Origin of the sequence: Caballeronia sp. Sq4a (assembly GCF_023170545.1) — a bacterium.
Classification (GTDB): domain Bacteria; phylum Pseudomonadota; class Gammaproteobacteria; order Burkholderiales; family Burkholderiaceae; genus Caballeronia.
Genome location: NZ_CP084251.1, coordinates 281,327 through 304,473, shown reverse-complemented (window position 1 = coordinate 304,473; position 23,147 = coordinate 281,327). Strand labels below are relative to the sequence as shown.

Below are 23,147 nucleotides of genomic sequence, written 5' to 3'. Positions count from 1 at the left end.
ATATCAACGCGAGTGCTGCGCCGCGATCGCCAACAAGATGCCGACGAACTCGTCCATCGCTTGCGAAGTCGTCTCGTCTTTTCGCGTGATGACGCTGTAGTTCGACATCGTCCGGCGTATCGGCACATTGAGGTAACCGAGCAGGCCGTGCTTCACGTACTTGTCCATCGCGGCCTGCGGCTGAAGCGAGATCATGTCGGTGGCTTGCAGCAACTCCAGCGTCGAAAAAATGGAAGGCGTTTCCACGATGCCCACCGGGGCGACCATGCCGGCCGCCGCGAACGTCTCCTCGAATAGCTGCCGCATCGCGGTGCCTTGCGGATACAGAATCCACGGCCATTGGCCGAGGCTCGTCATCTCCACGCGCCGATCTTTCAACAACGGATGATGCTGCCCGACGACCGCGCGCACCGGTTCCGCCAATAGATCGACCACATGGAACAGCGCTTCGTGCCGCGCCTCGGTCGGGCGTCCGACCATGACATCGATGCGCCTTTCTTCGAGCCAAGCCGCGAGCTGATCGCTGCTCTGCTCCACCAGCTTGATGATGAGCCGCGGGCGTCGGCGCTGTATCTCCTTGATCGCCGCGGTGACGAGTTGCGCGGCCGAAGCGGGAATGAACCCGACCGTGAGATGGCCATAGCCGCCGTTCTTCAGCGTCGCGAATTCGCCCGAAAACTTGCCGAGGTTCGAAAGCGTCGTGCTGGCATAGCGCACGGAGAGCGTGCCGAGATCGGTCGGCCGCATTTCGCGCGGCAGTCGTTCGAAGAGCGGCGCATCGAACATCGCTTCAAGGTCGCTCAGGATCTTCGTCGCGGCCGGTTGCGTGATGTGCATCTGTTCGGCCGCGATGCGCAGGTTGCGCGTGCGTCCCAGCAGTTCGAGCAACTGGAGATGCCGAAAGCGTAGCTTCGTGAGCACCTGGGCAGCGGAGAGCGTGGAATCTTGCGACATAGGGTAAACGTGCGCCGACTCATAACCGAATGGAATTGATTCTACTCAATTCGCGATTGGACGCTTATCGAAAGCGCATCGGAAAATTTGAGGCTCTCCGCATACACGAACTCTTACCTGACCGAACCCATCACGATGAACACACCAGTCCGATACTCCGCCGATGAACTGCAAGCCTTCGCCCGGCGTCTCCTCACGAAAGCCGGCATGGAAGACGTGAAAGCGCAGGCCGTGGCCCGCACGCTCGTCGACGGCGACTTGATGGGACACGACACGCATGGCCTCGCGTTGCTGCCCGGCTATATCCGCGAGATCGAAAACGGCGCGATGACCTGCGCCGGGGAACCGGAGGTCGTGTCGGACCGCGGCGCCAGCGTGTTGTGGGATGGCCGGCGTCTTCCCGGGCCGTGGCTCGTGCTGAGCGGCATCGACACGCTCGCGCCGAGAGCGAAGGAATATGGCAGCGCGACGCTCGTGATCCGGCGCAGCCACCACATCGCCTGTCTTGCGAGCTATCTGGAGAAAGCCACGGCGGACGGATTCATGATCGTGCTCGCGAGTTCCGATCCGGCGGTGCAGAGCGTCGCGCCTCACGGCGGCACGCGCTCGGTGTTCACGCCGAACCCGATCGCAGCGGGCATCCCCACGTCGGGCACGCCGTTTCTGATCGACATCTCGGCATCCACCGTGACGAACGGCATGACCGCGCGCCGCCATAAAGCAGGCGAACTGTTCGACGAAGCCTGCTTTCTCGATGCGGAAGGACACCCGAGCCGCGATCCCGCCGTGCTCTCAGCCGAGCCGCCGGGGTCCATCCTGCCGGTCGGCGGCATGACATGGGGACATAAGGGCTTCGGGCTGGCGCTCATGATCGAGGCGCTGACGGGCGGTCTCGCCGGTCATGGCCGGGCCGATCCGCCGGATGGCTGGGGCGCGACCGTGTTTCTTTCGCTGTACGATCCCGCGGCTTTCGGCAGTCCGGCCGCGTTCGAGCGGCAAATGGACTGGATCGGCCACGCCTGCCGGGAAAATCCGCCGCGCCCGGGAACGTCGAGCGTGCGGATGCCGGGCGATCGCGGATTGAGTTTGAAGCGCGACCAGTTGCGCGACGGCGTGGTGCTGCATCCGACCATCGCGCCGGCGCTGGAAGCCTGCGCCGAGCGCTATGAGATTGCGTTTCCCGCCGCGCTCGCCGGCTAACGAATCAACGAGAGCGGGCGTCGCGGCGGTGTGCTGGGTGTGCCGTTACGCGTGCTCGTCGAGCGCGGCCGGCGGAATCGGGCCGCGCACCAGCACCCAGTAGCCGATCACCGCGACGGCCGCCACGCCGGCTCCAACGAAAAGCGCGGGCTGGAACGAGTGCGACTGCTGCACGATGAAGCCCGTCACCACCGGCGCCAGCGCGCCGCCGAAGTAGCCGCCGAAGTTCTGCATCGCGCCGATCGACGCCGTGCAGTTCGCCGGCGCGGCCACCGAAGCCGTCGCCCAGGCCGCGCTGCTCGACACGTAGAGCAGCAGCATCGAGATGGAGATGAACACGACCGCGAGCGTCGCGCTGTGCGTGAGGCCGGTCAGCACCGTGAACACGGCGACGCCGAAGAGCGAAGCCGCCATCGGATATTTGCGGCTATTGACCGCCGATACGCCGCGCCGGGCGAGCACGTCGCAGATCTTGCCGCCGGAGAGCGAGCCGATCACGCCGAAGAGATACGGCACCGCAGCCACCCATCCGGACTTCGAGATGGTCAGATGGAACTCCATCTGCAGATACGTCGGCAACCACGCGTTGTAGAGCCACAAGACGTAGATCGTGCCGAAGAAGCCGAGCAGCATGCCCCACGTCGTGCCGAATTCGAAGAGGCGCCGCCATTCGCGCCACGTCGGACGGCTCTGCACTTCGCCATCGACATCCGTGAGGTAGGCGCGCTCGCGTTGCGTCAGCTCGACCTGACGCGGGTCGCGATGCACGAGGAAGAAGCACAGCGCCACGACGAGCCCGGCAATGCCCATGATGCCGAACATCCAGCGCCATCCCACGGCCAACATCACCACCGTCAGCAAAGGCGCGGAAATCGCGGTGCCGAGCGTGGACGAACTGTTCCAGATGCCGGTTGCGGCGCCCCGCTCTTTCTTGCCGAACCAGTCGCGCACGACCTTCGCGCTCGTCGGAAACTGCGGCGCCTCGCCGATGCCGAGCACCATGCGCGCGGCGAAGAACTGGCCGAAGCTCGTCACCACGCCGCCGAACGCTTGCGCCACCGACCACGTCGCGAGACTGACGGCCAGCATGATGCGCGCGCCGAAGCGGTCGACGAGCGCGCCGGCCGGCAGTTGCGCGAACGCATACGCCCACAGGAACGCCGAAAGCAGCAGGCCCATTTCGGCGACCGACAGCCCGAGGTCGTGGCGGATCAACGGATTCGCGATGGAGAGCGTGGCGCGGTCGATATAGTTGATGACGCCGCTCAAAAGGAGCAAACCCAGCGCGGTACGCTGGATTCGCCGGACTCGCGGCGAAGCGCGGTCGTCGGACGCGACGTACTGGGCGGCGCTCGCGTCCGTTTCCGGCACGCGCGGCGCGGTGGAGGATTGCTCCATGGGTATGTCTCCTGGATATTTGTTTTGTCGGCGAAGCCGTGTGTCGATTCCGACGCGCGCAAGGCGGCATTGGACTGAGGCACGATAAGTCGGCCTCCGTCAGAAATCCAATCACAATTCCTCGGGAACCGATTCCATTTGTTTATCGCGCGCTAGGGGCAAACCCGCGCATGGCAAGCGTCATTGCCTGCGTTTGCGCCGTTACAACGGTCGCAAGCGCGCGACGAATTACCGGACTGGTGCCGCTTGTCTAGCGTATCATTGCCGCGCCCCCCTCCTATTCCCCACCAGAAGGACTTCATGCATCCGCCAACTTTGGCCGGTACGCCGCTCGACGCGTATCACGTCTGCGCGTTCTTCGACAGCCGCGACGAAGAGTACGCAACGCTCAATCCCTTCTTCAAGGAGGCGGTCGAAAATGGCGAGAAGGTCATGCATATCATCGATCCCGCCTTGTTCGCCGACCATCGCGCGCGGCTCACTGCATCGGGCATCGATGTGGCGCACTGCGAGGCATGCGGCCAGCTGGAACTCGTGCCCTGGGGCGACGCGTATCTGAATGACGAAGGCGTGTTCGACAAAGACCAGATGTTGGCCGCCGTCGAGCATCTGACGGGGACGGGCCGCGACGCGGGCTTCTCGCGTCTGCGCATCATGGGGAACATGGACTGGATATTCTCGGGTATCGAGACTGCGCCCAAGTTGATCGAATACGAAGCCGAGGTCAACGAGGTGCTCGCTCGCAACCGCCAGCCCGCCATCTGCGTCTACGACATGGCGAAGCTCTCGGGCGCGATGCTGATGGACCTGCTGCGCACGCACCCGATGACGCTTATCAACGGCGTGGTGCAGGAGAATCCCTTCTTCACGCCGCCTTCGCAGATGATTCGCGAACTCAAGCAGCGCCGGTCCGCCGAATCCGCGCCGCGCAACGAGCCGGCCGGCCGCTCCCGCGCCTCTCTGGAACAGCATGACCGCTGACGCGGCTATCGAGGCGCTGTCGCGGGAAGCCGCCGAGCGCAGCCTGCGCGATCTCATGGGCCTGCTGGCGCTGCCCGCGCTATGGGCCGGGCGCGACGGCCGCACGGTCATCGAACTGATGACGGAGGCCGTCGAGCGAATCGTGCGTCTGGACATTTGCTACGCGCACGTGCCGTTGCTGCCCGACGCTCCTGCTTTCGACAGCCTGCGTCTGTCCGAAGCCGACGCGACCGCCGATACGCGTCTTGCGTGGGAGCCCGCGATCGAAGCGTGGCGGCGCATGCCCATCAGCCCGCGCGCCGTGCTTCAGGCGACGCCGGCGGGCGCGCAACGGCTCGTGCGCATGAGCATGGGCTACACGGCCGCGCAGGGCAGCGTCTGGTTCGGCTCGGCCGATCCGTCGTTTCCCTCCGTGACGGACCTCGCGTTTCTCCGCGCGGCGACCTCGCTCGCGGCCACGGGTTTGCAGGCGGCGCGCGCCGCTCATGAACGCGAGACGGCAAGCCGCGCAAAAGACGAATTCCTCGCCATGCTCGGCCACGAGCTGCGCAATCCGCTCGCGCCGATCACGACCGCGCTCGGCCTCATCCGCAAACATCGCGGCGGCACGCCGGACAAGTACCACGACATCATCGAGCGGCAGGTATCGCATCTGTCGCGGCTCGTCGAGGATCTGCTGGACGTAAGCCGCATCACGCGCGGGTCCATCGAACTGCATCTGGAACCCGTGCGAATCGGGTCGGTGCTGACGCGGGCGATCGAGGCCGCGAGTCCGCTGATTGAGCAGCGCGGCCAAACGTTGTCGCTCTCCGTGACGGACGACGGCGCATTGATCTCCGCGGACCTCACGCGGCTCACGCAGGTCTTCGGCAATCTGCTCAACAACGCGGCGAAATACACGGATGCGGGCGGCGCCATCCGTGTCGAAGCCGTGACGCGCGCGACGGAGATCGTCGTGTCGGTTTCCGATAACGGCGCCGGCATCAGCGACGAACTGATGCCTCGCCTTTTCACTATCTTCGAGCAGGGGCGAACCACCATCGACCGCGCGAAAGGCGGGTTGGGCATCGGCCTCGCGCTCGTGAAGAATCTCGTCGAGCTGCATGGCGGCACCGTGACCGCGACGAGCGAAGGGCCGGGCAAGGGTTCTATTTTCACCGTGACGCTGCCGACCGCACCGCATGCGCTCGCGCCGGTGGACGCGTTGCCGTATGGGCATTCGCTTCCCGACGGCAACGGCGTGCGCGTGCTGCTCGTCGACGACAACGAGGACGGTCTTCTCGCGATGGAAGCGTTTCTCACCGAACTCGGATTCGACGTGGCGACGGCGAGCCTGCCGGAGACCGGACTCCGAGTCGCGGCGGAATTTCGCCCGGCGTTCGCCGTGCTCGATATCGGCTTGCCGGGCATGGACGGCTACGAACTCGCCAGGGCGCTGCAACGTCAATATGGCGCTGACGCGCCCCGACTCTTCGCGTTGACCGGCTATGGCCAGCCAGAAGACCGCAAGCGCTCGGCGGACGCCGGCTTCGAGCGTCACTTCGTGAAGCCGGTGCCGCTCATGGATCTCGCGGAGGCGCTGCGCGTCATCGACTGACGCACTCGCGGCCCGTTACGCTTCGTTCTCGGGGAAATCCGCGCCCACCGTCGTCTTTTCCCACGTGTCGAAGTCGCGCTTGAGCATGTCGAGCTTCTTGCGCGCCAGTTCCAGCGCGGTCTTGCCGAGCAGCAGACGCAGCGGCGGCGTGTCGGCAGTCGCGGCTTCGATGATGGCGTGCGCCGCGCGCACCGGATCGCCCGCCTGATTGCCGCTGCGAGCCGCTGTCTGCTTGCGGCGCTCGCCCGCGGTCGCCGCATAGTCGGCGATTTCGGTCGCCGAAGACTTGATCGACGGCCCCGCCCAGTTGGTCCGGAACGGTCCCGGCTCGACGATCATCACGTCGATGCCGAGCGGCTTCAGTTCCGTCGCGAGCGATTCGGATATGCCTTCCACCGCGTACTTCGTGCCGTGGTAGTAGCCTGTCGCGGCAAAGCTGGCGAGCCCGCCGATGGACGATACGTTGATGACGATGCCGCTCTTCTGCGCCCGCATGACGGGGAGAACCGCTTTGGTCATATCGACGAGACCGAACACGTTGGTTTCGAACATGTCGCGCACCACGTCGTCTTCGCCTTCTTCGATGGCCGCAAGGTAGCCGTAACCCGCGTTATTCACGAGCGCGTCGATGCGGCCGAAGCGTTGCATCGTCTGCTCGACGGCGTTCTTGATCTGTTCGCGGTTCTGTACGTCGAGCGGCAGGACGATCGCGCGATCTTCGTGTCCCTTGACGATGTCCTGCACCTTCGACGGATCGCGAGCAGTCACGACCGCGCGCCAGCCGCCTTCGAGCACCGCGTTCGCCAATTCACGGCCGAAGCCCGTTGAACAGCCGGTAATCAGCCAGACGGGATTGTCCCGGTTCATCATGTCCAGACTCCTTTCAGATGGAAAGTTTCGATGGAAGCGTTCGTGGCGACAGCAGAAGAGTCGAGCATGCGACGGAAGTTCATCGCCGCGCATGTCGGGTAAGAGCCGAATTCATTCTAGCGGCGGTCGCGGTTTGTCGCAGGGATCGTGCCGGGCGGGAAACGTTGTCTGTCTTACGATAGTTGGTACATCTATCTATATCCGGTCGATCTATCGCTCGCATCGAACCTGAACAAAGTCTTCGATGGATGTATCCTCGACAGGTTGAACTTACGGCTTTGCGCAGAGGCATCCGTCTTGCGATCATGCCCGCCAGCAGCGCCATCAACCGCCGTGCATGCCGCACGCGGCTTTCGTTAGAATGAATTGAATCCCCTATTTCTGCCATTGCAGGAGGCAAGCGTGTCAGGTTTACTCCCCGATGTGGACCCCGAGGGGCTCCTCGAATACTCAGTCGTTTTCACCGACCGGTCACTCAATCATATGTCGCAGCGCTTTCAGGGCGTCATGCGCGACATCTCGGCCTTGCTCAAACAGGTCTATCACGCGCATTCGGCCGTCGTGGTTCCCGGTAGCGGGACCTTCGGCATGGAAGCCGTCGCGCGTCAGTTCGGGACGAATAGAAAGTGTCTCGTCATTCGCAACGGCTGGTTCAGTTACCGCTGGACGCAGATATTCGACATGGGCAGCATTCCGTCCGAGTCCGTCGTGCTGAAGGCGCGTCCCGTGCAGCAAGGCAGGCAGGTCCCGTATGCGCCGCCTCCCGTGGATGAAGTCGTCGCGGCGATCGCCGAGCACAAGCCGGATCTGGTCTTTGCCCCGCATGTCGAAACGGCATCGGGCGTGATGCTTCCCGACAGCTACTTGCGCGCCGTGTCGGATGCGGTGCATGCGGTCGGAGGCATGTTCGTGCTGGATTGCATCGCCTCCGGCACTGTGTGGGTCGATATGGAGACAAGCGGCATCGACGTCCTGCTTAGCGCGCCGCAGAAAGGGTGGAGCGCGTCGCCGTGCTGCGCGCTCGTGATGCTCAGTCCCCTCGCGCGCGAACGGATCGAAGCGACGACGAGCACCAGCTTCGCCTGCGATCTGCGCAAATGGCTGCAGATCATGGAAGCCTACGAAAAAGGTGGCTTTGCCTATCACGCCACGATGCCCACGGACAGTCTCGAAACGCTGCGCGACGCGATGAAGGAAGCGGAGTCGTACGGCTTCGACAAGGTACGGGCGGAGCAACTCGAACTGGGCCAGCGCGTGCGCGCGCTATTGGCCGAGAAGGGCTTCAAAAGCGTGGCACCGGAAGGTTTCGAGGCTACCGGGGTCGTCGTCAGCTACACGGACGACGACGGCATCCGCTCCGGCCAGAAGTTCGCCGATGCCGGCTTGCAAGTGGCGGCAGGCGTTCCGCTCATGTGCGACGAGCCCGACGATTTCAAGACCTTCCGCATCGGGCTATTCGGACTCGACAAACTGAACGGTATCGATGCTGCCGTGGCCCGAGTGGCCCGCGCGCTGGAACAGATCGTCTGACCTACCTCTAACGTCATTGCGGCGAACTCATGTTTCTTCATGAGTTCGCCGCTTTCGTTTACAACTGCGCCTGCGCGCCCCGCATCACACCACGGTGGGCGGCGTCTCGAACGTGTGATACGGCGCGGGACTCGGCACCGTCCATTCCAGGCCCTGCGCCCCATCCCAGGGCGACTCGGCGACGGGCTGCGTACTACTGCTTCGCATATAGGTCGGCAACGCGACGAAGAACAGGAAGTAGACCTGCGCCAGTCCGAACGTGAAGGCGCCGATGGTCGCGATCTGATTGAAGTCGGTGAATTGCGCCGGATAATCGGCATAGCGACGCGGCATGCCGGCCAGCCCGAGAAAATGCATCGGGAAGAACGTCACGTTGAACGAAATCATCGTGACCCAGAAGTGAATCTTTCCGCGTGTCTCGTTGTAAAGACGGCCGGTCCATTTGCTCGACCAGTAATACCAGCCGGCAAAGAGCGCGAATAGCGACCCCGCTACCAATACGTAATGGAAGTGCGCGACGACGTAATACGTGCCGTGCAGCGGGATATCGAGCGGTGCCATGGACAGGATCACACCGGTAAAGCCGCCGATCGTAAAGACGAAAATGAATCCGATGGCAAAGAGCATCGGCGTCTCGAACGTAAGCGAGCCGCGCCACATGGTGGCGGTCCAGTTGAACACCTTCACGCCTGTTGGAACCGCAATGATCATCGTCGCGTACATGAAGAACAGCTGACCGGACACCGGCATGCCTGTCGTGAACATGTGATGCGCCCAGACGAGAAACGACAGCACCGCGATGGACGACCCCGCATAGACCATCGAGCTATAGCCGAATAGCGGCTTGCGCGAGAACGCCGGCACGACTTGCGAGATGATGCCGAAGGCCGGCAAGATCATGATGTACACCTCCGGATGCCCGAAGAACCAGAACAGGTGGATGTACATGACAGGATCGCCGCCGCCTGCCGCATTGAAGAATGTGGTCCCGAAGTGCCGGTCGAACAGCACCATCGTGATGACGCCCGCGAGCACCGGCATCACCGCGATCAGCAAGTACGCAGTGATGAGCCACATCCATGCGAAGAGCGGCATCTTCATTATCGTCATGCCCGGCGCGCGCATGTTCAGGATAGTGACGATGATGTTGATCGCGCCCATGATCGACGACGCGCCCATGATGTGAATCGCGAAGATGGTCAGGTCCATGCCCGCGCTCTGTTGCACCGACAACGGCGCATACATGGTCCATCCCGCCTGCATCGCGCCGCCCGGCAAAAAGTACTGCCCGATCAGCAGCACCGCCGCCACCGGCAGGAGCCAGAACGAGAAGTTGTTCATGCGGGCGAACGCCATGTCGCTTGCGCCGATCTGAAGCGGAATCATCCAGTTCGCGAAGCCGACGAACGCGGGCATGATCGCGCCGAAGATCATCACGAGACCGTGCGAGCTGACCAGCTGATTGAAGAACTCGGGCCGGAAAAATTGCAAGCCAGGCTGAAAGAGCTCGGCGCGAATGGCGAGCGCCATGGTTCCGCCCACCAGAAACATAAAGAACGAGAACGCGAGGTAGAGCGTGCCGATGTCCTTGTGATTCGTGGTGAACAGCCATCGCCGCAGGCCATGAGGGACGTGGTGCGAGTCGGCATGCGGAACTGCGGGATCTGCGATCGAGTGATGAATGTCGGTCATGGCGCTCTCCAGTGGCACTCAGAACGAGCATTCGGCATGCCGTTACATCGCGTTTTATCGCACTGCATGGGACTGCCGATTGCTTTTCAATCGCCGACATGCCGACATCTCGTGGAGCGCGTATGGCCGACACCCAGTCCCCGCGGCAATGGCTTCTTTACCGCCGTTCGTCGTGCAGCCCGGCGTCGTTCGCTATCGCGTGCGCGGGCCTTTCTGTCATTCCGGTCGGCTTTGCTTCGACCATGCATGCATTGAACGGCTGCGTTTTCTTTTACGCTGCCGCGCTCGTGCACGCTTGCGCGATCTGGTGCTGCTTCTTCGTTTATGCGCGGCATGCCGTGGATGGCGAACTCGTGACCTTGCAGGACGATGTCCTCGTCGTCGAGTCGATATATGGCAGGCGCAAGCGCACGCATCAATTCAATACGCAGTGGGTCACGTTGCTTGTCGCGCAGAACCGCGCAGGCGTACGACTGTTCGTTCGCAGCGCGGGCGAAACGGTGGAACTGGGGCGATTCGCGACACAGGGGCATCGCTTGCAATTCGCTTCGGACTTTCAACACATCGCGCGATGCGAGCGCGGCGCGCATCCATAACCAGACGGCAACGCGTCGCACTCGCGTGCGTGTGACCACGTCAAAGAGCGGCCACACGCGCATCTAACACGCGTCATTCGCCTTTCACGGACGCCGCGCCGTCTTCGTTACTGCCGCCTTCCCGACGCTGCACGCCGGCACCTTCGGTCCCGCCTATCGTGTCTTCCTTGCTGGACAATTCGACGAGCCCTTCTTCCTCTTTGATATCCGACGTCTCGACGGCTCTCGGGTTGCCGGGTCCCGACGGGCTATTCGCGTGTCTGGCCATGACTGACTCCGTTTGGTTGATGGCAGGGCCGCCGCCTGGCAAAGCGCCCTCCTTCCTATTTCAAGTGGTATCGCACAGGCTACCGCAATGCTTGCAATGCCTATGCCCAGCTTCTGGCGATCTCGGCTTCGACGGGCATGACGCATGCGGCGCTATCACTCTCAATCAACGGAGCGTGACGATGAACCAGCAAACTTCTGGAGAGCAAAACAAGCAGCCAAGCGAGACGGAGCGCGAACGGGCTCGCGAAGAACGACAGCAGAGCGAAGTGGACGGGGCGTCGGATAGAAGCGGAAGCGGCAACACGCTCGGCGATGGCAGCAGCAACAAGCAGGGACAAGCATAGTCTGTCGCAGCGGCGCGAGACGCACGATATTCACTCGCACGTTCTCGCGTAAGTCTCTTAATGTGTCTTTGCAGCGTCACTACCCGCGCACGTGTCTACGCCTTCCAGCCCTTGCGCGCGCTTCTTCGCTGCAAGCCGGGCCTGCGCGAGTTGCAAGTTTCGCGGGTAGTAAAAGTCTTCCTGCCACGGCTGATAACCGACGCTCTCCAGTTCCCGAAGCTCGCACTGCGCACGCGCGCGAGTCATGGGTACTTGCTGAGTCGACGTTTGCGCGAAGACGGTCATGGACATTGCGATCGACAAGCCACCAACGAACCCTAGAAAACCAGCATTGAAACGCTTCATCGGACTACTCCCGCATGAATTGCTTCGTCGAGCAATCGGCGGACCGCGTTCGCGTTGCGCGTTATCACCACGCTGTCAGCGGGTACGAACGTTGCGCGCCCTCGGAGTCTGCGCGCATGCGCGTCCTTCACTTGTTCAGAGACAGGGAAACGAACCATGCCTCATATGTGCGATGTATGCGGCGCCCGACCGGCGACCGTTCGATTGGCGGTCCTGCGCGATGGTCGCCGGCACGTTCTGAATGTCTGCGACTTTCACTATGCACAGTTGACGCGACACCAACGCGCGCTATCTCCTTTCGAAGCGCTCTTCATGAGCGACACGCCCGGCCAACCGGAGGCGGCGCAGCGCCTGTCGCCCGAGCGCGAGACGAGCGCCGAAGGCGTCGGCCTGGAGCGCTATCTCAGCGACAGCGCGAAAGAGATGCTCATGCGGGCCGCCGAGCGCGCCGTGCAATTCGGACGTCCGGAAGTCGATACCGAACACCTTCTGTACGAGCTTGCCGATAACGGCGTCGTGCAATCGATGCTGAAAAACATCGGCATCGACGCGAACGAATTACGCCGGTTCATCGACGCCAACGTGCAACGCCGTGAAGGCGTGCCACCGCCCGCAGGCGGCGCTATTGGCGTGTCGCCTCGCCTGAAAAGCGCGCTGGACCGCGCGTTCGTGGCCTCGCGCCAGTTGCGGCACAGCTACATCGGGCCTGAGCACTTGTTGATCGGCCTGTCCGAAGTGCCGGATAGCTTCGCCGGGCAGTTGCTCGGCAAGATGAGCGTCGACGCGCAGGCGCTGCGGCGGCTGACCACGCAAACGGTCGGCGCGGGCGGCCCGCCGAACCGCGATGGCCCACCTTCGCGCACGCCGAACCTCGACAAGTTCAGCCGCGACCTGACCGCGCTCGCACGCGAAGGTCATCTGGATCCCGTGATCGGCAGAGCAAGCGAAATCGAAACCATGGTGGAAGTTCTCGCCCGTCGGCGCAAGAACAACCCGGTGCTCATCGGCGAGCCGGGCGTCGGAAAGACCGCGGTCGTGGAAGGTCTCGCGCAACGCATGATCGGCGGCGATGTGCCCGAGTCGGTGCGCGATAAGCGACTCATCGAGTTGAATGTGAATTCGATGGTCGCGGGCGCCAAGTATCGCGGCGAGTTCGAAGAGCGCGTGAAGCAGGTCATCGACGAAATCACGGCTAACCGCGAGACGCTGCTGCTGTTCGTGGACGAGGTGCATACAATCGTCGGCGCTGGACAAGGCGGCGGCGAAGGTGGACTCGATATCGCCAACGTATTCAAGCCCGCGATGGCGCGTGGCGAACTGAACCTGATCGGCGCGACGACTCTCGCCGAATATCAAAAGCACATCGAAAAAGACGCGGCGCTGGAACGACGCTTTCAACCCGTGCTGATTCCCGAGCCGAGCGTCGCGCAAACCATCAACATTCTTCGCGGCCTGCGCGACCGCCTCGAAGCGCATCACAAGGTGACGATTCAGGACGACGCCATTGTCGCCGCTGCCGAGTTGTCGGATCGCTATATCAGCGGGCGCTTTCTGCCGGACAAGGCGATCGATCTGGTCGATCAGGCGGCGGCGCGCGTCAATCTCTCGGCCACGTCTCGGCCCGCGGCCATTCTCGAACTCGAGTCCGAACTCGCGCAACTGCGCCGCGAACAGGACTACGCGGCGTCGCGCAAGCAGTACGATCGGGCGCATGCGCTCGATGCCGAGATCGCCGGCAAGCAGAAAGCCTTCAACGATGCGACGGACGAATGGAAGAAGCGCATCGGCACGAATACGTCGAATGTGACGGTGACGCAGATCGCCGAGATCGTCGCGACGCTCACGGGCATTCCGGTCACACAGTTGACCGAGCAGGAGCGCGAGCGGCTGCTGAACATGGAGGCGCGCCTGCACGAGCGCGTGATCGGCCAGGAGGAAGCGGTGCGAGCGGTAAGCGATGCGGTGCGCCGCGCGCGAACGGGCCTTCAGGGACGCAATCGGCCCATTGCCGTCTTCCTCTTTCTCGGCTCGACGGGCGTGGGCAAGACCGAACTCGCGAAGGCATTGGCCGAAGTCGTGTTCGGCGATGAAGACGCCATGCTGCGTGTCGACATGAGCGAGTACATGGAACGTCATGCCGTGTCGCGGCTGATCGGTTCGCCGCCGGGCTACGTCGGCTATGAAGAAGGCGGACAACTGACCGAGCGCGTGCGCCGGCGTCCGTATAGCGTGATTCTTCTCGACGAGATAGAGAAGGCGCACGCCGATGTGTACAACGTGCTGCTGCAAGTCTTCGACGACGGACGCCTCACCGACGGAAAAGGCCGGGTCGTCGATTTCAGCAACACGCTCATTATCGCGACCAGCAACCTCGCGTCGGACGTGATCGCGGGACAAAGGCGCGCGACCCTCGGCTTCACGAGTTCGGACAGCGATGCGGACAACTCCGTGAGAAGCGGCGTGATGAACGTACTGCGTCAGCACTTCCGGCCCGAGTTCCTGAATCGCATCGACGACATCATCTTGTTCAAGTCGCTCGGACGCGAGGAAATCCGGCAGATCGTGCAATTGCAACTGGAGCACGTCAAGCGCATGGCGCACAGTCAGGACATCGACCTGGAGTTCGACGAATCGGTCGTCGAATACCTTGGCGAAGCCGGATACCGGCCGGAATTCGGCGCGCGGGAATTGCGCCGGCAGATTCGTCAACTCATTGAAAACGAACTGGCGAAAGAGATGCTCAAGGGCGATATCGTCGAAGGCGCGCGCGTGCGCTGCGCGTACGATCGGGAAGCGCGGCGTATCGTCTTCGATGCGGAGCGCAAGACCGCCGCCGATCTCGGCACGCCGCCTACGCCGTGAGTCAGTTCAGTGTGGGTGAGCGCGGTAGTCGTCGCCTATAGCGGATCCTCGCTCGCCCATGCATCGCAACGCCGACGATACGAAACCCGCATCGGGGCCGCTCGCCTTATGGGCCGAATTCATCGCGCTTTATGCGGGCTTGCCCATCTTCATTCTGATCACCCGGCGAACCGCCGTGCTTATCGCCGTGATCTGGCTCGCGCCTCTTTTCATTCACTATTTCCAGCGACGTCGAAGACCGTCGGTCTATGAGAACGACTGGAACTGGCGCGGCTTTCGGGCCGGACTGAGGGCCGTGGGGCTGCGCTTCGCCGTCCTTGCCTCTCTCGTCGTCTTGGCCGTGTGGCACTTCACGCCACATGCATTGCTGTCTTTGCCGCGAGCGCATCCCGGTATGTGGCTGCTCGTGATACTGCTCTACCCCGTGTTGTCTGTATGGCCCCAGGAACTGATCTTCCGCAGCTTCCTGCTGCACCGCTATAAGCCGCTATTCGGCGTAAATCGAGGCTATATCGCCGCGTCCGCCTTGGCTTTCGGCTATGCGCATCTGATCTTCCTGAACTGGGTCGCGCCCGCGATGACGGCTGTCGGCGGCGCGTTATTCGCCGCCACGTATCGAGACCGCCGATCCCTCGCGCTCGCTTGCTTCGAACATGCGTTGTATGGCTGTCTGGTATTCACCGTCGGGTTGGGACAGTATTTCTATTCGGGTTCGGCCTGGCAGCACTAGTTAGTTGCCCGATGCAAAACCCGAAGCGTCACACGGGGTTGGCCGCGACAAAATCCTTGAAGACCGAGTAAGCCGGATTCCTCGTGACGCCGTCGTCCTGAATGAGACCGAAATCTGAATCGATCACTGCGTACATCATGATGGACTGAATGTTGTACTTGTCCTTGATCGAACGATATTGCGCCAGTGCACGGCCGGTATAGGCGGCGGCTTGCTGCGGCGTGTCCTTCGCACCGGCCCAGCCCCACTCCGTGAGCCAGATAGGCACATTGAACGAGTCTTTCAGGACTTGCAGCACGTCGACGCACGCGTGATAGCGGCCGCCGCATTGAATGTCGCCGGAGCTTTCGTACCAGTGATAGGTCGTGAAGTCCCATCGCAGCGAAGCCGCGCCGCTCACGCCTTGCGCCGAGCCATCGGGCGAGATGCCGTTCCACAGCATTTGCAGCGCGCGGTAAGCCATTGGAATGCCGACGTTCACGCCGCACTGAATGGCCGGGTCCACCGAGCGCACGCCGTCGACCATGCCGCGCAGCACGCCGCGAAACGAAGGCCAGCACGCCGGGTCCCAATCCGCCGAGGAGCTGCCGTCGCCGCCGATCTTCAACGGCACGTCGAGCTCGTTGCCGCATTCGATGTATTTGACGAGACCCTTCAGCGGTTTCGTGCAACGCACGGCCATGTCATAGCCGAGCGAATAGGCAGCCGCTTCCGTGCTGTGCGGGTCCCACTGCGCGGAGAGCGTGTTCAACACCGGAAGTATCGACACGCCGCTATTCGCGAACGGCCCCTGCAACGCTTCAGCGATGATGGTCGCCATGCCGCCGTCCGCCACGTCGCAGCGATAGTTCGTCACGCCGAGGTCTTGCAAAATGGCGAGTTGCGCAGCCGGCGACATCGTCCGATAGATGCCGCCGCCCCAGGCCATATGGCCGTTGATGCCGTAGAAAAGTCCGCTCGTGGTCGACATTGCGGACCGCGTCGCCGGAGTGCTGGTCGAATCTGCGGCAGACGCACTGCCGGTCGATGTCGACGTAGCCGGATTCGTCGCCGCGCTCGTGGTGCCGGCGACCGGGGCACTGCTGGCCGCGCCGCCTCCGCCTCCGCCGCCGCAGCCCGCGAGCACGGCGCCGCCGGCCGAAGCCAGCATCATCGCGAGAAACGAGCGGCGATCGAGAGTGGGAGTGGAAGCCTTCGAAAGCGCGAAGGGCGCGGAGCGGGTAGCGTCGTCGTGATCGGGCATGGCCGTAAAAGGTGGCGTTGATGCCCGCGTTTACGGCGATGCCCGGCGCCCTCTTTAGGCGTCTTTCGCGCTTTGTGCCCAAAAATTTCGACGACGCGTGACGGTTTTACCGACGCATCGCGGTCTCTATCAGACCATCGTCGTTCGTCACGCTCCACCCACCGCCCAGCGAGCGATACATCGCCACGGCCGCCAGCGCGTATTCGCGGCGCGACTGATTGAGCGCGTCGGCATCGCGCAAATACGCTTGCTGCGCGTCGAGGACGTCGAGAAAACTCGCGGCGCCGCCTTTATACAACTGCGTGGAAAGCGTGAGCGATTTGCCGGACGCGGCGAGCGCATCGCTTAGACGCGCCGTTTGATCCGTGCTGCTGACAAGATCGCTGCGCGTGTCTTCGACGTCCTTCAACGCCTGCAGCAGCGTCTGCCGCAGGTTCAGTTCCGACTCGCGCATCCGGCTTTCGTTTTGCTCGATTTCCGCGGTAATGCGGCCTGCGTTGAAAATCGGGCTGGTGGCGTTCAGCGCCGCCGAAAACAGATTATCGGTAAGCGTCGGCAAGCCGAGATAGGACGAAGCGAGCAAGCCGTCGGTCAGCCGCAGCGAGAACTTCGGATAACGCTCCGCGCGCGCGACGCCCACTTCGGCGGCACGCTGCTGAACCTGCGCATAAGCGATGAGCACATCCGGGCGATGCAACAGCGCGTCCGACGGCACCATCTGCGGCGCGCCTTGCGCAGGCACCGGTATGACGGGCGTCGTCCCCGCATCGGCGAGCAGCAACGTATCGACGGATTCCGGCGTGCGGCCCGCATACACCGCGATCAGGCTCAACTGATGTTGAATGGTCGCGTTCGTGCGCGGAATACGCGCTTGCAGGTCGCTCAACTGATTCTGCGCGCGCGCGACATCGAGTTGCGTCGAAAGACCGTATTGCAAGCGCCGCTGCGTGAGTTTCAACGCGCGTTCGCGGATGACCAGATTATCCTGAAGGATTTTGAGCTCCGCTTGCGCCCACCGAAGATCCACATACGCAGATGCCGTATCCGCCGCAAGCGCGAGCCTGATCTGATCGGCCGCATGCTCGCGCCCGACGAGTTGCGCCTGCGACGCAAGCAGTTCGAGCCGCTCGCCGCCGAATACATCAGGCGTCCAACTGAGTGTGAGACCGAACCCCGCCTGACGAACGTAGCCCAACGGCGGCGGCGTGTTCTGCCGCGTATACGAAGCGCCTGCGTTGGCATCGAGTTGCGGCAAGAGCGCGGCCCGGCGCTGCGTCGTCAACGCTTGCGCCTGCTTCACGCGCTCGACTGCGGCTTGCAGATCCAGATTGCTGTCGAGCACGGAAGCGACGAGTTCGTGCATGACGGGATCGTTGAATCGACTCCACCACGTCGCGGCATCCGTGTCGGCCTTCGGCACGTTCACGCTCCAGTCGGCCGGCGCGGTGGTTCGCACCGTGGCGGGCAAGTCCGCGTGGCTGGCGGGCCGCACCGCGCAGGCGGCGAGTGCAAATGTCATTAGTATCGCTAAGTAACTTGTTCTCATCATTGCCTCAATGCGCTTCCGACGACGGCGGCGCGCTGCCGATAGGCCGCGCAAACAATACGCTGACGATCCCCACGAGAAAGCACAGCGCCAGCACGTAAAAGCAGTCGGCGAAGGTCAGCACGAGCGCCTCGCGCAACACCATCGCGTTGAGCGATGCGAGACCGGCCTGGGTCGCGTCGAGGGCATCGCCTGCAACGGCCGCGAGATGCGCGGAACTGCGCGCGAGCACGTCTTCGATGGCGGGCCGTCCGATGGTCACGTTCTCGGCCAGTCGCAGGTAATGCAGATTCAAGCGGTCATTGAGCATGGTCGCGCTCACCGCAATACCGATCGCGCCGCCGAGATTGCGCATCAGATTGAACAACCCGCTAGCCGACTTCAGACGCGATGGCGGCAGCGAACCGAGCGCCATCGTCACGATGGGCGGCACCGCGAATTGCTGCCCGATGCCTCGCAACGCCTGAGGCAGGAGCAGTTGCTGCCAGCCCCATTCGTTCGTCAACGGCGTGTAGAAGTAGCAGCCAAGCCCGAAGCAAATCAGGCCGAATACGAGCAGCACACGCATGTCGACGAGCCGCGAAGCGTAGCCGTAGACGCCGATCGATGCGAGCTGAAAGCATCCGACGGACAACAAGGCAATGCCGATCTGCAACGAATCGAAGCCGCGCACTCGGCCGAGGAACACCGGTGTGAGAAAGACCGAGGTGAAGATGCCGATGCCGGTCACGAACGAAAGCAGACTGCCGATACCGAAGTTGCGCACGGACAACGCCCGCAAATCGACGATCGCATCCTTCGCCGTCAATGCATGCACGATGAACAGGAAACCGCAGATGCTCGAGATCCACGCGCACGCGATGATGGCGCTGTCGCCGAACCAGTTCTTGCGCGGGCCCTCTTCCAGCACGTATTCGAGACATCCGAGAAACCCTGACATGAGCAGGATGCCTAGATAGTCGCCTCTCTTGAGCAGTGAAAGATCGGGCTTGTCGATATGCACGTATTTCGGCACGAGCACGGCGACGACCAGACCGGGCACGAGATTCAGATAGAACAGCCAGTGCCACGACCATTGGTCGGTGATCCATCCGCCGATGACCGGGCCGATGGCTGGTGCCAAGGAAGCCAGCGCGCCGATGGTCGTCGAGGCAATGAGCCGCTGCTTGCCCGGGAACAACACGAACGCGGTAGTAAAGACGGTTGGAATCATCGCTGCGCCAAGCGCGCCCTGCATGCCGCGAAAGAGAATCATTGAGTTGATGTCCCATGCGAGACCGCACAGCATGCTCGTCACGGTGAAGCCGATGGCCGACGCCGCGAAGAGCCACCGCGTCGAGAAGACTTTGGACAGCCAGCCGGACATGGGAATAACGAGGATTTCCGCAATCAGATACGACGTCTGAACCCACGACAGTTCGTCCTGGCTAGCGGACAGTCCGCCGCCAATATCCTTGATCGATGACGCGACGATCTGGATATCCAGCGTCGCCATGAAAAAGCCGAGGCACATGAGCGCGAACGCAAAGACGCGCTCCCTCACGGGCGCTTCGGCCGGATTGTCGAGCACGGTTCGATTCATGATGCGCGCCTCAACCGTTGTGCTTGCGAAGGTGGACCTTCACCGTCGCGGACAAGCCGGGACGCAGCACCGACTCGGCGCCTTTCGGCACGTCGAGCCGAATGCGCACGGGCACGCGCTGGACGATCTTCGTGAAGTTGCCGGTCGCGTTCTCGGCGGGCAGCACGCTGAACGTGGCCCCGGTCGCGGGCGCGAGACTTTCGACGTGGCCTGTGAACGGAATGTTCGATGCATCCAGTTCCACATCGGCGGCGTCACCGGCACGCATCTTCTTCAGCTGGTCTTCCTTGAAGTTCGCATCGACCCAGAGGCCGGTCGCGGGCACGATGGTGAGCAGCGATGTGCCGACGTTCGCCAGCACGCCCACGCGCGCCGTGCGATTGCCGACATAGCCGTCCACAGGCGAGCGGATGGTCGTATATTCGACGTTCAGTTGCGCCACGCGCCGCGCGGCTTCGGCGGTCGCCACGCGAGCTTGCGCATCGGCGATCTGCGCGTCGATCACGGACAACTGACGCTTCGCCGCGACGAGCGATGCCCCGCTCCTGTCAACCGACGCCTGCGCCTTGCTGTAGTCGGCGTCCGCGCGTTCGACGAGCTGGTTCGACACCGCGTCGTCCTTCACGAGTTCGCGGTAACGCACGCGGTCCTGCCCGCTACGCGTGAGTTCGGCCGAGGACGCGCGCACTTCCGCCTGTGCCTGATTGATCAACGCGGCCTGCAAGGCGTCTTTTGCGCGCAGTTCCTCGACGGCTGCGCGAGCACTCGATACTTCCGCGTTCGCCTGAGCGAGACGTGCGTCGTAATCGCGCGCGTCGAGACGGATGAGCACCTGGCCCGCGGTCACGCGCTGGTTGTCCTGAACGAGCACGTCCGTCACGAAGCCGTTGACCTTCGTCGGCGCGAGCACGGTGACATCGCCGCCGACGTAGGCGTCGTCGGTCGTCTGCACGAACCGCAGAACGAGCGCCCAGTACGTGAGCGCCGCGATTACGACGGCCGCGACCAGGCCGAGCGCGAGCAGCATCCAGGGAATGCGACGCGCGGGCCGGCTGAGCGCCGGAGCGGTCGTCGATGGGAGTTGCGTGGAGGGCGTCGTCATTTCGTTTTTAGTGCATATGCACTTCTGATCGTATGAAAGGCAGCTGTGGCTGCTTCAATAGCCTGAGAGAGTATCTGTGCATATGCACGACGTCAAGCCGCGCCGGCGGCACGAGACAAATGTCATGACGACAATAATCCTGCGTCGGCAACTCTGTAGGTGTCGCTAAGAGTTTGCTAACTAAAGTTTCCCAATCCAGCGCCGATAACTGACGTTGACCGACGCATCAGTCATGCGCGCAAATAGTCCACCGCCCGTTGCAGTCCAGGACGGTTGCCTTGCCCACGCTTGTCTGCGCTTGCAAGCCGTAAGGCTTCAATGCGGCAGCACCACACTTAGAAAACTACGTTAATCGCGCACCGACAAGCCCATCATGCCCACGTTCGACTTGCGTACCGTCCTGCTGATGGCATCCGTGATGCCGGGGCTGATGGCTCTGGTCGTGTTCTCCATCGCCAGGACATTCCCGAGAACCATTCCAGGTGTCGCGCAATGGGCGCAGGGCTCGCTGCTCTTTTCTGCCGCCGCTTTCGTGATGGCGCTGCGCGGTGCGCTGCCCGACTGGTTGTCCGTCGTCGTCGGCAATGCGTGTATCGTCGGCAGCATCGGACTCTGGCTTATCGGTAGTCAACGCTATCTGGGTCGTCCACCATTCATTCGACTCGTTGCAGCGTTGGCTGTCGTGGACGCAGTCAGTCTCAGCTGGATGACGTGGGTGCATTTCACGCCTCACGGGCGCGCGCTGTGCACGAATGTCATTCTCACGCTGCTTTTCGCGCGTCTCGCGTATGAGTTGTTGCGATTCGGCCGGGACGATAGCGGGGCGAAGGTCGTCGGCACTCTGTTCGCGTTCGAGACAGTCATCGCATCGGCGAGAGTGCTGACGTCCATGCAACCGGGCGCGTTGCAAGAAGGCTTGTATGCGCACGACCGGATGCAAATGGTCTACTTGAGCAGTGGCGCATTCATGTCGTTGAGCATTACGGTCGGCTTCATGCTCACCGCAGTCAACCGGCTCAGAGTCCATCTCGAAGGACTGTCGCGCATCGATCCTCTCACTGGATTACTTAATCGCCGCGCTCTGCTGGGCGCTCACACGATGTCGCGAGAGGCACCTCGCAAGGCGAGGCGCTACCTGTCGTTATTGCTGATCGATCTGGATCACTTCAAGAAGATCAACGACACGTACGGTCACTCGATGGGCGACGACATTCTCGTGGATTTCGCGCGACGTGCGAGTCTCTCCCTTCCCGCGGAAGCGCAGTTCGCACGCTGGGGCGGAGAGGAGTTCGCCGTGCTGTTTCCGTGCGACAGTATCCACGAGCCATTGCGGCTCGGACGCGCATTGCAGACACGCATTGCAAGCATGAGCGATTCGTCCCTGCCTTCCTATACGTGCAGCATCGGTGTCGCTTACGTGGGCTCGGCCGATGCAAGCATCGAGCAGTTGCTGAAGCAAGCGGACGAGGCGCTGTATCGTGCCAAGGACAATGGCCGCAATCGCGTCGAGCTCGCGCAGGAAATACTGCCGGTTACCGGCTCACGCATGCCCGATGCGGCAGTGAAGCTCTAGCCTCGACGTCGCCGCAACGGACATGGCATAGGGCCGAAGCCGCGCCCGTGGACCGCGCTTTGCTCCGGACACTGTCACCAACGCTAACCCGAACGGAGAGCGCGATGTGTCAGGATTCCAAGGCGCCGGTGCACCCGGCTATTAAGCGCGATATGAATGCGAAGGCGGCGGGCTCGATCGTGTCGCTGCTACACAGTCGAGCGGTTCTCGCGTCCCTCGTTTGCGCGACTGCATTCTCCGCATCAGGTTGCCGTCTGATGCAGTCCGGCGCCCAGGTCAGCCCCTCCGATCAGCAATTCATGCTCACTGCGGCGAGCGTCGGCAAGGCCGAGATCGATCTCGGCAAGCTCGCGTCCGAGCGCGGCGGTTCACCGGCGGTCCGCGAATTCGGGCAGAAGATGGTAGCCGAGCATACGCGCATCAACGGCGAGTTGTCCCAGATCGCCGATGAGAAGCACGTCCGCTTGTTACAGGCAATGGACCCGGCGAACCGCACGCTATACGACGAGCTCGGAGCCATGACGGGGGCCGCGTTCGACCACGAATATGCGATCGCGCAAGTGCATATCCATCAGATGGGCAATGCGCTCTATGCCAGCGAGGCGCAACACGGCGAAGACCCTCAGGTGAAAGCGTTCGCGGCACGAGGAGTGCCGATCGGACAGAATCATCTACAGCATGCTTCTCAGCTTCTGCAAGACTTGCCGATCTCATCGGCGCAATAGTCGGTGC

The 23,147-nt window shown here is 62.7% G+C and carries 21 protein-coding genes; 11 read left to right on the top strand and 10 right to left on the bottom strand.

Going from position 1 to position 23,147, the window contains the following annotated elements; all coding sequences use genetic code 11:
• Positions 1-3 precede the first annotated feature (3 nt).
• The gene (locus LDZ24_RS15305; RefSeq protein ID WP_206468679.1) at positions 4-954 is read right to left on the bottom strand and encodes a LysR family transcriptional regulator; all 951 of its coding nucleotides are present in this window, start codon (positions 952-954) and stop codon (positions 4-6) included.
• Between the two features lie 135 nt (positions 955-1,089).
• Here LDZ24_RS15305 and LDZ24_RS15300 point away from each other — a divergent pair, with 135 nt between their 5' ends.
• Positions 1,090-2,154, top strand: a complete 1,065-nt coding sequence (locus LDZ24_RS15300) for an Ldh family oxidoreductase (RefSeq protein WP_248323066.1) — start codon at positions 1,090-1,092, stop codon at positions 2,152-2,154.
• 45 nt (positions 2,155-2,199) lie between these two features.
• Here the strand turns inward: LDZ24_RS15300 and LDZ24_RS15295 are convergent, their stop codons facing one another.
• The gene (locus tag LDZ24_RS15295) at positions 2,200-3,552 is read right to left on the bottom strand and encodes an MFS transporter (protein ID WP_248323065.1); all 1,353 of its coding nucleotides are present in this window, start codon (positions 3,550-3,552) and stop codon (positions 2,200-2,202) included.
• Between the two features lie 300 nt (positions 3,553-3,852).
• Between LDZ24_RS15295 and LDZ24_RS15290 the strand changes: the two genes are divergently transcribed.
• On the top strand, positions 3,853-4,533 hold the full coding sequence (locus LDZ24_RS15290; RefSeq protein WP_248323064.1) for an MEDS domain-containing protein: 681 nt from the start codon (positions 3,853-3,855) through the stop codon (positions 4,531-4,533).
• Positions 4,523-6,130 (top strand): hybrid sensor histidine kinase/response regulator, encoded by a 1,608-nt coding sequence (locus LDZ24_RS15285; protein WP_248323063.1) that lies wholly within the window; start codon positions 4,523-4,525, stop codon positions 6,128-6,130. The genes LDZ24_RS15290 and LDZ24_RS15285 overlap by 11 nt, the downstream gene beginning before the upstream one ends.
• A 15-nt stretch (positions 6,131-6,145) precedes the next feature.
• Here LDZ24_RS15285 and LDZ24_RS15280 read toward each other — a convergent pair whose 3' ends face one another.
• Positions 6,146-7,000: an oxidoreductase gene (locus LDZ24_RS15280; RefSeq protein WP_248323062.1), complete on the bottom strand. Its 855-nt coding sequence runs from the start codon at positions 6,998-7,000 to the stop codon at positions 6,146-6,148.
• Between the two features lie 402 nt (positions 7,001-7,402).
• Here LDZ24_RS15280 and LDZ24_RS15275 point away from each other — a divergent pair, with 402 nt between their 5' ends.
• Positions 7,403-8,530 (top strand): aminotransferase class V-fold PLP-dependent enzyme, encoded by a 1,128-nt coding sequence (locus LDZ24_RS15275; RefSeq protein ID WP_248323061.1) that lies wholly within the window; start codon positions 7,403-7,405, stop codon positions 8,528-8,530.
• A gap of 84 nt (positions 8,531-8,614) precedes the next feature.
• Here the strand turns inward: LDZ24_RS15275 and ctaD are convergent, their stop codons facing one another.
• Positions 8,615-10,222 (bottom strand): cytochrome c oxidase subunit I, encoded by a 1,608-nt coding sequence (ctaD, locus tag LDZ24_RS15270; protein ID WP_248323060.1) that lies wholly within the window; start codon positions 10,220-10,222, stop codon positions 8,615-8,617.
• 122 nt (positions 10,223-10,344) lie between these two features.
• Here ctaD and LDZ24_RS15265 point away from each other — a divergent pair, with 122 nt between their 5' ends.
• Positions 10,345-10,818 carry a DUF2244 domain-containing protein gene (locus LDZ24_RS15265; RefSeq protein WP_248323059.1) on the top strand — a complete coding sequence of 158 codons (474 nt, stop codon included), beginning with the start codon at positions 10,345-10,347 and terminating at the stop codon, positions 10,816-10,818.
• A 73-nt stretch (positions 10,819-10,891) separates the two neighbouring features.
• On the opposite strand, the gene LDZ24_RS15260 is transcribed toward LDZ24_RS15265, so the two are convergent.
• Complete coding sequence (locus LDZ24_RS15260; protein ID WP_248323058.1) at positions 10,892-11,086, bottom strand: hypothetical protein; 195 nt, start codon at positions 11,084-11,086, stop codon at positions 10,892-10,894.
• Positions 11,087-11,267: 181 nt separating this feature from the next.
• On the opposite strand from LDZ24_RS15260, the gene LDZ24_RS15255 reads away from it, so the two are divergent.
• The gene (locus LDZ24_RS15255; RefSeq protein ID WP_248323057.1) at positions 11,268-11,432 is read left to right on the top strand and encodes a hypothetical protein; all 165 of its coding nucleotides are present in this window, start codon (positions 11,268-11,270) and stop codon (positions 11,430-11,432) included.
• 57 nt (positions 11,433-11,489) lie between these two features.
• Here the strand turns inward: LDZ24_RS15255 and LDZ24_RS15250 are convergent, their stop codons facing one another.
• Entirely contained in the window at positions 11,490-11,723 is a 234-nt protein-coding gene (locus tag LDZ24_RS15250) for a hypothetical protein (RefSeq protein WP_371747461.1), read from the bottom strand.
• Between the two features lie 210 nt (positions 11,724-11,933).
• Here LDZ24_RS15250 and LDZ24_RS15245 point away from each other — a divergent pair, with 210 nt between their 5' ends.
• Complete coding sequence (locus LDZ24_RS15245) at positions 11,934-14,639, top strand: ATP-dependent Clp protease ATP-binding subunit (protein ID WP_248323055.1); 2,706 nt, start codon at positions 11,934-11,936, stop codon at positions 14,637-14,639.
• 58 nt (positions 14,640-14,697) lie between these two features.
• A complete protein-coding gene (locus tag LDZ24_RS15240; protein ID WP_248323054.1) occupies positions 14,698-15,369 on the top strand; it encodes a CPBP family intramembrane glutamic endopeptidase in 672 nt (223 codons plus the stop codon).
• Positions 15,370-15,397: 28 nt separating this feature from the next.
• Here the strand turns inward: LDZ24_RS15240 and LDZ24_RS15235 are convergent, their stop codons facing one another.
• On the bottom strand, positions 15,398-16,339 hold the full coding sequence (locus tag LDZ24_RS15235) for a glycosyl hydrolase (RefSeq protein WP_248323053.1): 942 nt from the start codon (positions 16,337-16,339) through the stop codon (positions 15,398-15,400).
• Here LDZ24_RS15235 and LDZ24_RS15230 point away from each other — a divergent pair.
• A complete protein-coding gene (locus LDZ24_RS15230; protein WP_248323052.1) occupies positions 16,329-16,604 on the top strand; it encodes a hypothetical protein in 276 nt (91 codons plus the stop codon). The two genes, LDZ24_RS15235 and LDZ24_RS15230, sit on opposite strands and share 11 nt — an antisense overlap.
• A gap of 114 nt (positions 16,605-16,718) precedes the next feature.
• On the opposite strand, the gene LDZ24_RS15225 is transcribed toward LDZ24_RS15230, so the two are convergent.
• The 3 genes from LDZ24_RS15225 to LDZ24_RS15215 are packed head-to-tail and all read right to left on the bottom strand — an operon-like array spanning position 16,719 to position 20,842.
• Positions 16,719-18,131, bottom strand: coding sequence for an efflux transporter outer membrane subunit (locus LDZ24_RS15225; protein WP_371747447.1), 1,413 nt, complete (start codon positions 18,129-18,131; stop codon positions 16,719-16,721).
• A 34-nt stretch (positions 18,132-18,165) separates the two neighbouring features.
• The gene (locus LDZ24_RS15220) at positions 18,166-19,740 is read right to left on the bottom strand and encodes a DHA2 family efflux MFS transporter permease subunit (RefSeq protein ID WP_248323050.1); all 1,575 of its coding nucleotides are present in this window, start codon (positions 19,738-19,740) and stop codon (positions 18,166-18,168) included.
• A gap of 10 nt (positions 19,741-19,750) precedes the next feature.
• On the bottom strand, positions 19,751-20,842 hold the full coding sequence (locus tag LDZ24_RS15215; RefSeq protein WP_248323049.1) for an HlyD family secretion protein: 1,092 nt from the start codon (positions 20,840-20,842) through the stop codon (positions 19,751-19,753).
• A gap of 373 nt (positions 20,843-21,215) precedes the next feature.
• On the opposite strand from LDZ24_RS15215, the gene LDZ24_RS15210 reads away from it, so the two are divergent.
• Together LDZ24_RS15210 and LDZ24_RS15205 are read left to right on the top strand one after the other, a co-directional pair.
• Positions 21,216-22,415: a diguanylate cyclase gene (locus tag LDZ24_RS15210; RefSeq protein ID WP_248323048.1), complete on the top strand. Its 1,200-nt coding sequence runs from the start codon at positions 21,216-21,218 to the stop codon at positions 22,413-22,415.
• A 152-nt stretch (positions 22,416-22,567) separates the two neighbouring features.
• Positions 22,568-23,140 carry a DUF4142 domain-containing protein gene (locus tag LDZ24_RS15205; RefSeq protein WP_248323047.1) on the top strand — a complete coding sequence of 191 codons (573 nt, stop codon included), beginning with the start codon at positions 22,568-22,570 and terminating at the stop codon, positions 23,138-23,140.
• The last annotated feature ends 7 nt before the right edge of the window (positions 23,141-23,147 follow it).

Excerpts from the sequence above, each read along its gene's own strand:
- LDZ24_RS15305 (WP_206468679.1), bottom strand. The coding sequence starts at position 954 with ATGTCGCAAGATTCCACGCTCTCCGCTGCCCAGGTGCTCACGAAGCTA.
- LDZ24_RS15300 (WP_248323066.1), top strand. The coding sequence starts at position 1,090 with ATGAACACACCAGTCCGATACTCCGCCGATGAACTGCAAGCCTTCGCC.
- LDZ24_RS15295 (WP_248323065.1), bottom strand. The coding sequence starts at position 3,552 with ATGGAGCAATCCTCCACCGCGCCGCGCGTGCCGGAAACGGACGCGAGC.
- LDZ24_RS15290 (WP_248323064.1), top strand. The coding sequence starts at position 3,853 with ATGCATCCGCCAACTTTGGCCGGTACGCCGCTCGACGCGTATCACGTC.
- LDZ24_RS15285 (WP_248323063.1), top strand. The coding sequence starts at position 4,523 with ATGACCGCTGACGCGGCTATCGAGGCGCTGTCGCGGGAAGCCGCCGAG.
- LDZ24_RS15280 (WP_248323062.1), bottom strand. The coding sequence starts at position 7,000 with ATGATGAACCGGGACAATCCCGTCTGGCTGATTACCGGCTGTTCAACG.
- ctaD (WP_248323060.1), bottom strand. The coding sequence starts at position 10,222 with ATGACCGACATTCATCACTCGATCGCAGATCCCGCAGTTCCGCATGCC.
- LDZ24_RS15265 (WP_248323059.1), top strand. The coding sequence starts at position 10,345 with ATGGCCGACACCCAGTCCCCGCGGCAATGGCTTCTTTACCGCCGTTCG.
- LDZ24_RS15260 (WP_248323058.1), bottom strand. The coding sequence starts at position 11,086 with ATGGCCAGACACGCGAATAGCCCGTCGGGACCCGGCAACCCGAGAGCC.
- LDZ24_RS15255 (WP_248323057.1), top strand. The coding sequence starts at position 11,268 with ATGAACCAGCAAACTTCTGGAGAGCAAAACAAGCAGCCAAGCGAGACG.
- LDZ24_RS15250 (WP_371747461.1), bottom strand. The coding sequence starts at position 11,723 with ATGTCCATGACCGTCTTCGCGCAAACGTCGACTCAGCAAGTACCCATG.
- LDZ24_RS15245 (WP_248323055.1), top strand. The coding sequence starts at position 11,934 with ATGCCTCATATGTGCGATGTATGCGGCGCCCGACCGGCGACCGTTCGA.
- LDZ24_RS15240 (WP_248323054.1), top strand. The coding sequence starts at position 14,698 with ATGCATCGCAACGCCGACGATACGAAACCCGCATCGGGGCCGCTCGCC.
- LDZ24_RS15235 (WP_248323053.1), bottom strand. The coding sequence starts at position 16,339 with ATGTCGACCACGAGCGGACTTTTCTACGGCATCAACGGCCATATGGCC.
- LDZ24_RS15225 (WP_371747447.1), bottom strand. The coding sequence starts at position 18,131 with ATGACATTTGCACTCGCCGCCTGCGCGGTGCGGCCCGCCAGCCACGCG.
- LDZ24_RS15220 (WP_248323050.1), bottom strand. The coding sequence starts at position 19,740 with ATGAATCGAACCGTGCTCGACAATCCGGCCGAAGCGCCCGTGAGGGAG.
- LDZ24_RS15215 (WP_248323049.1), bottom strand. The coding sequence starts at position 20,842 with ATGACGACGCCCTCCACGCAACTCCCATCGACGACCGCTCCGGCGCTC.
- LDZ24_RS15210 (WP_248323048.1), top strand. The coding sequence starts at position 21,216 with ATGCCCACGTTCGACTTGCGTACCGTCCTGCTGATGGCATCCGTGATG.
- LDZ24_RS15205 (WP_248323047.1), top strand. The coding sequence starts at position 22,568 with ATGAATGCGAAGGCGGCGGGCTCGATCGTGTCGCTGCTACACAGTCGA.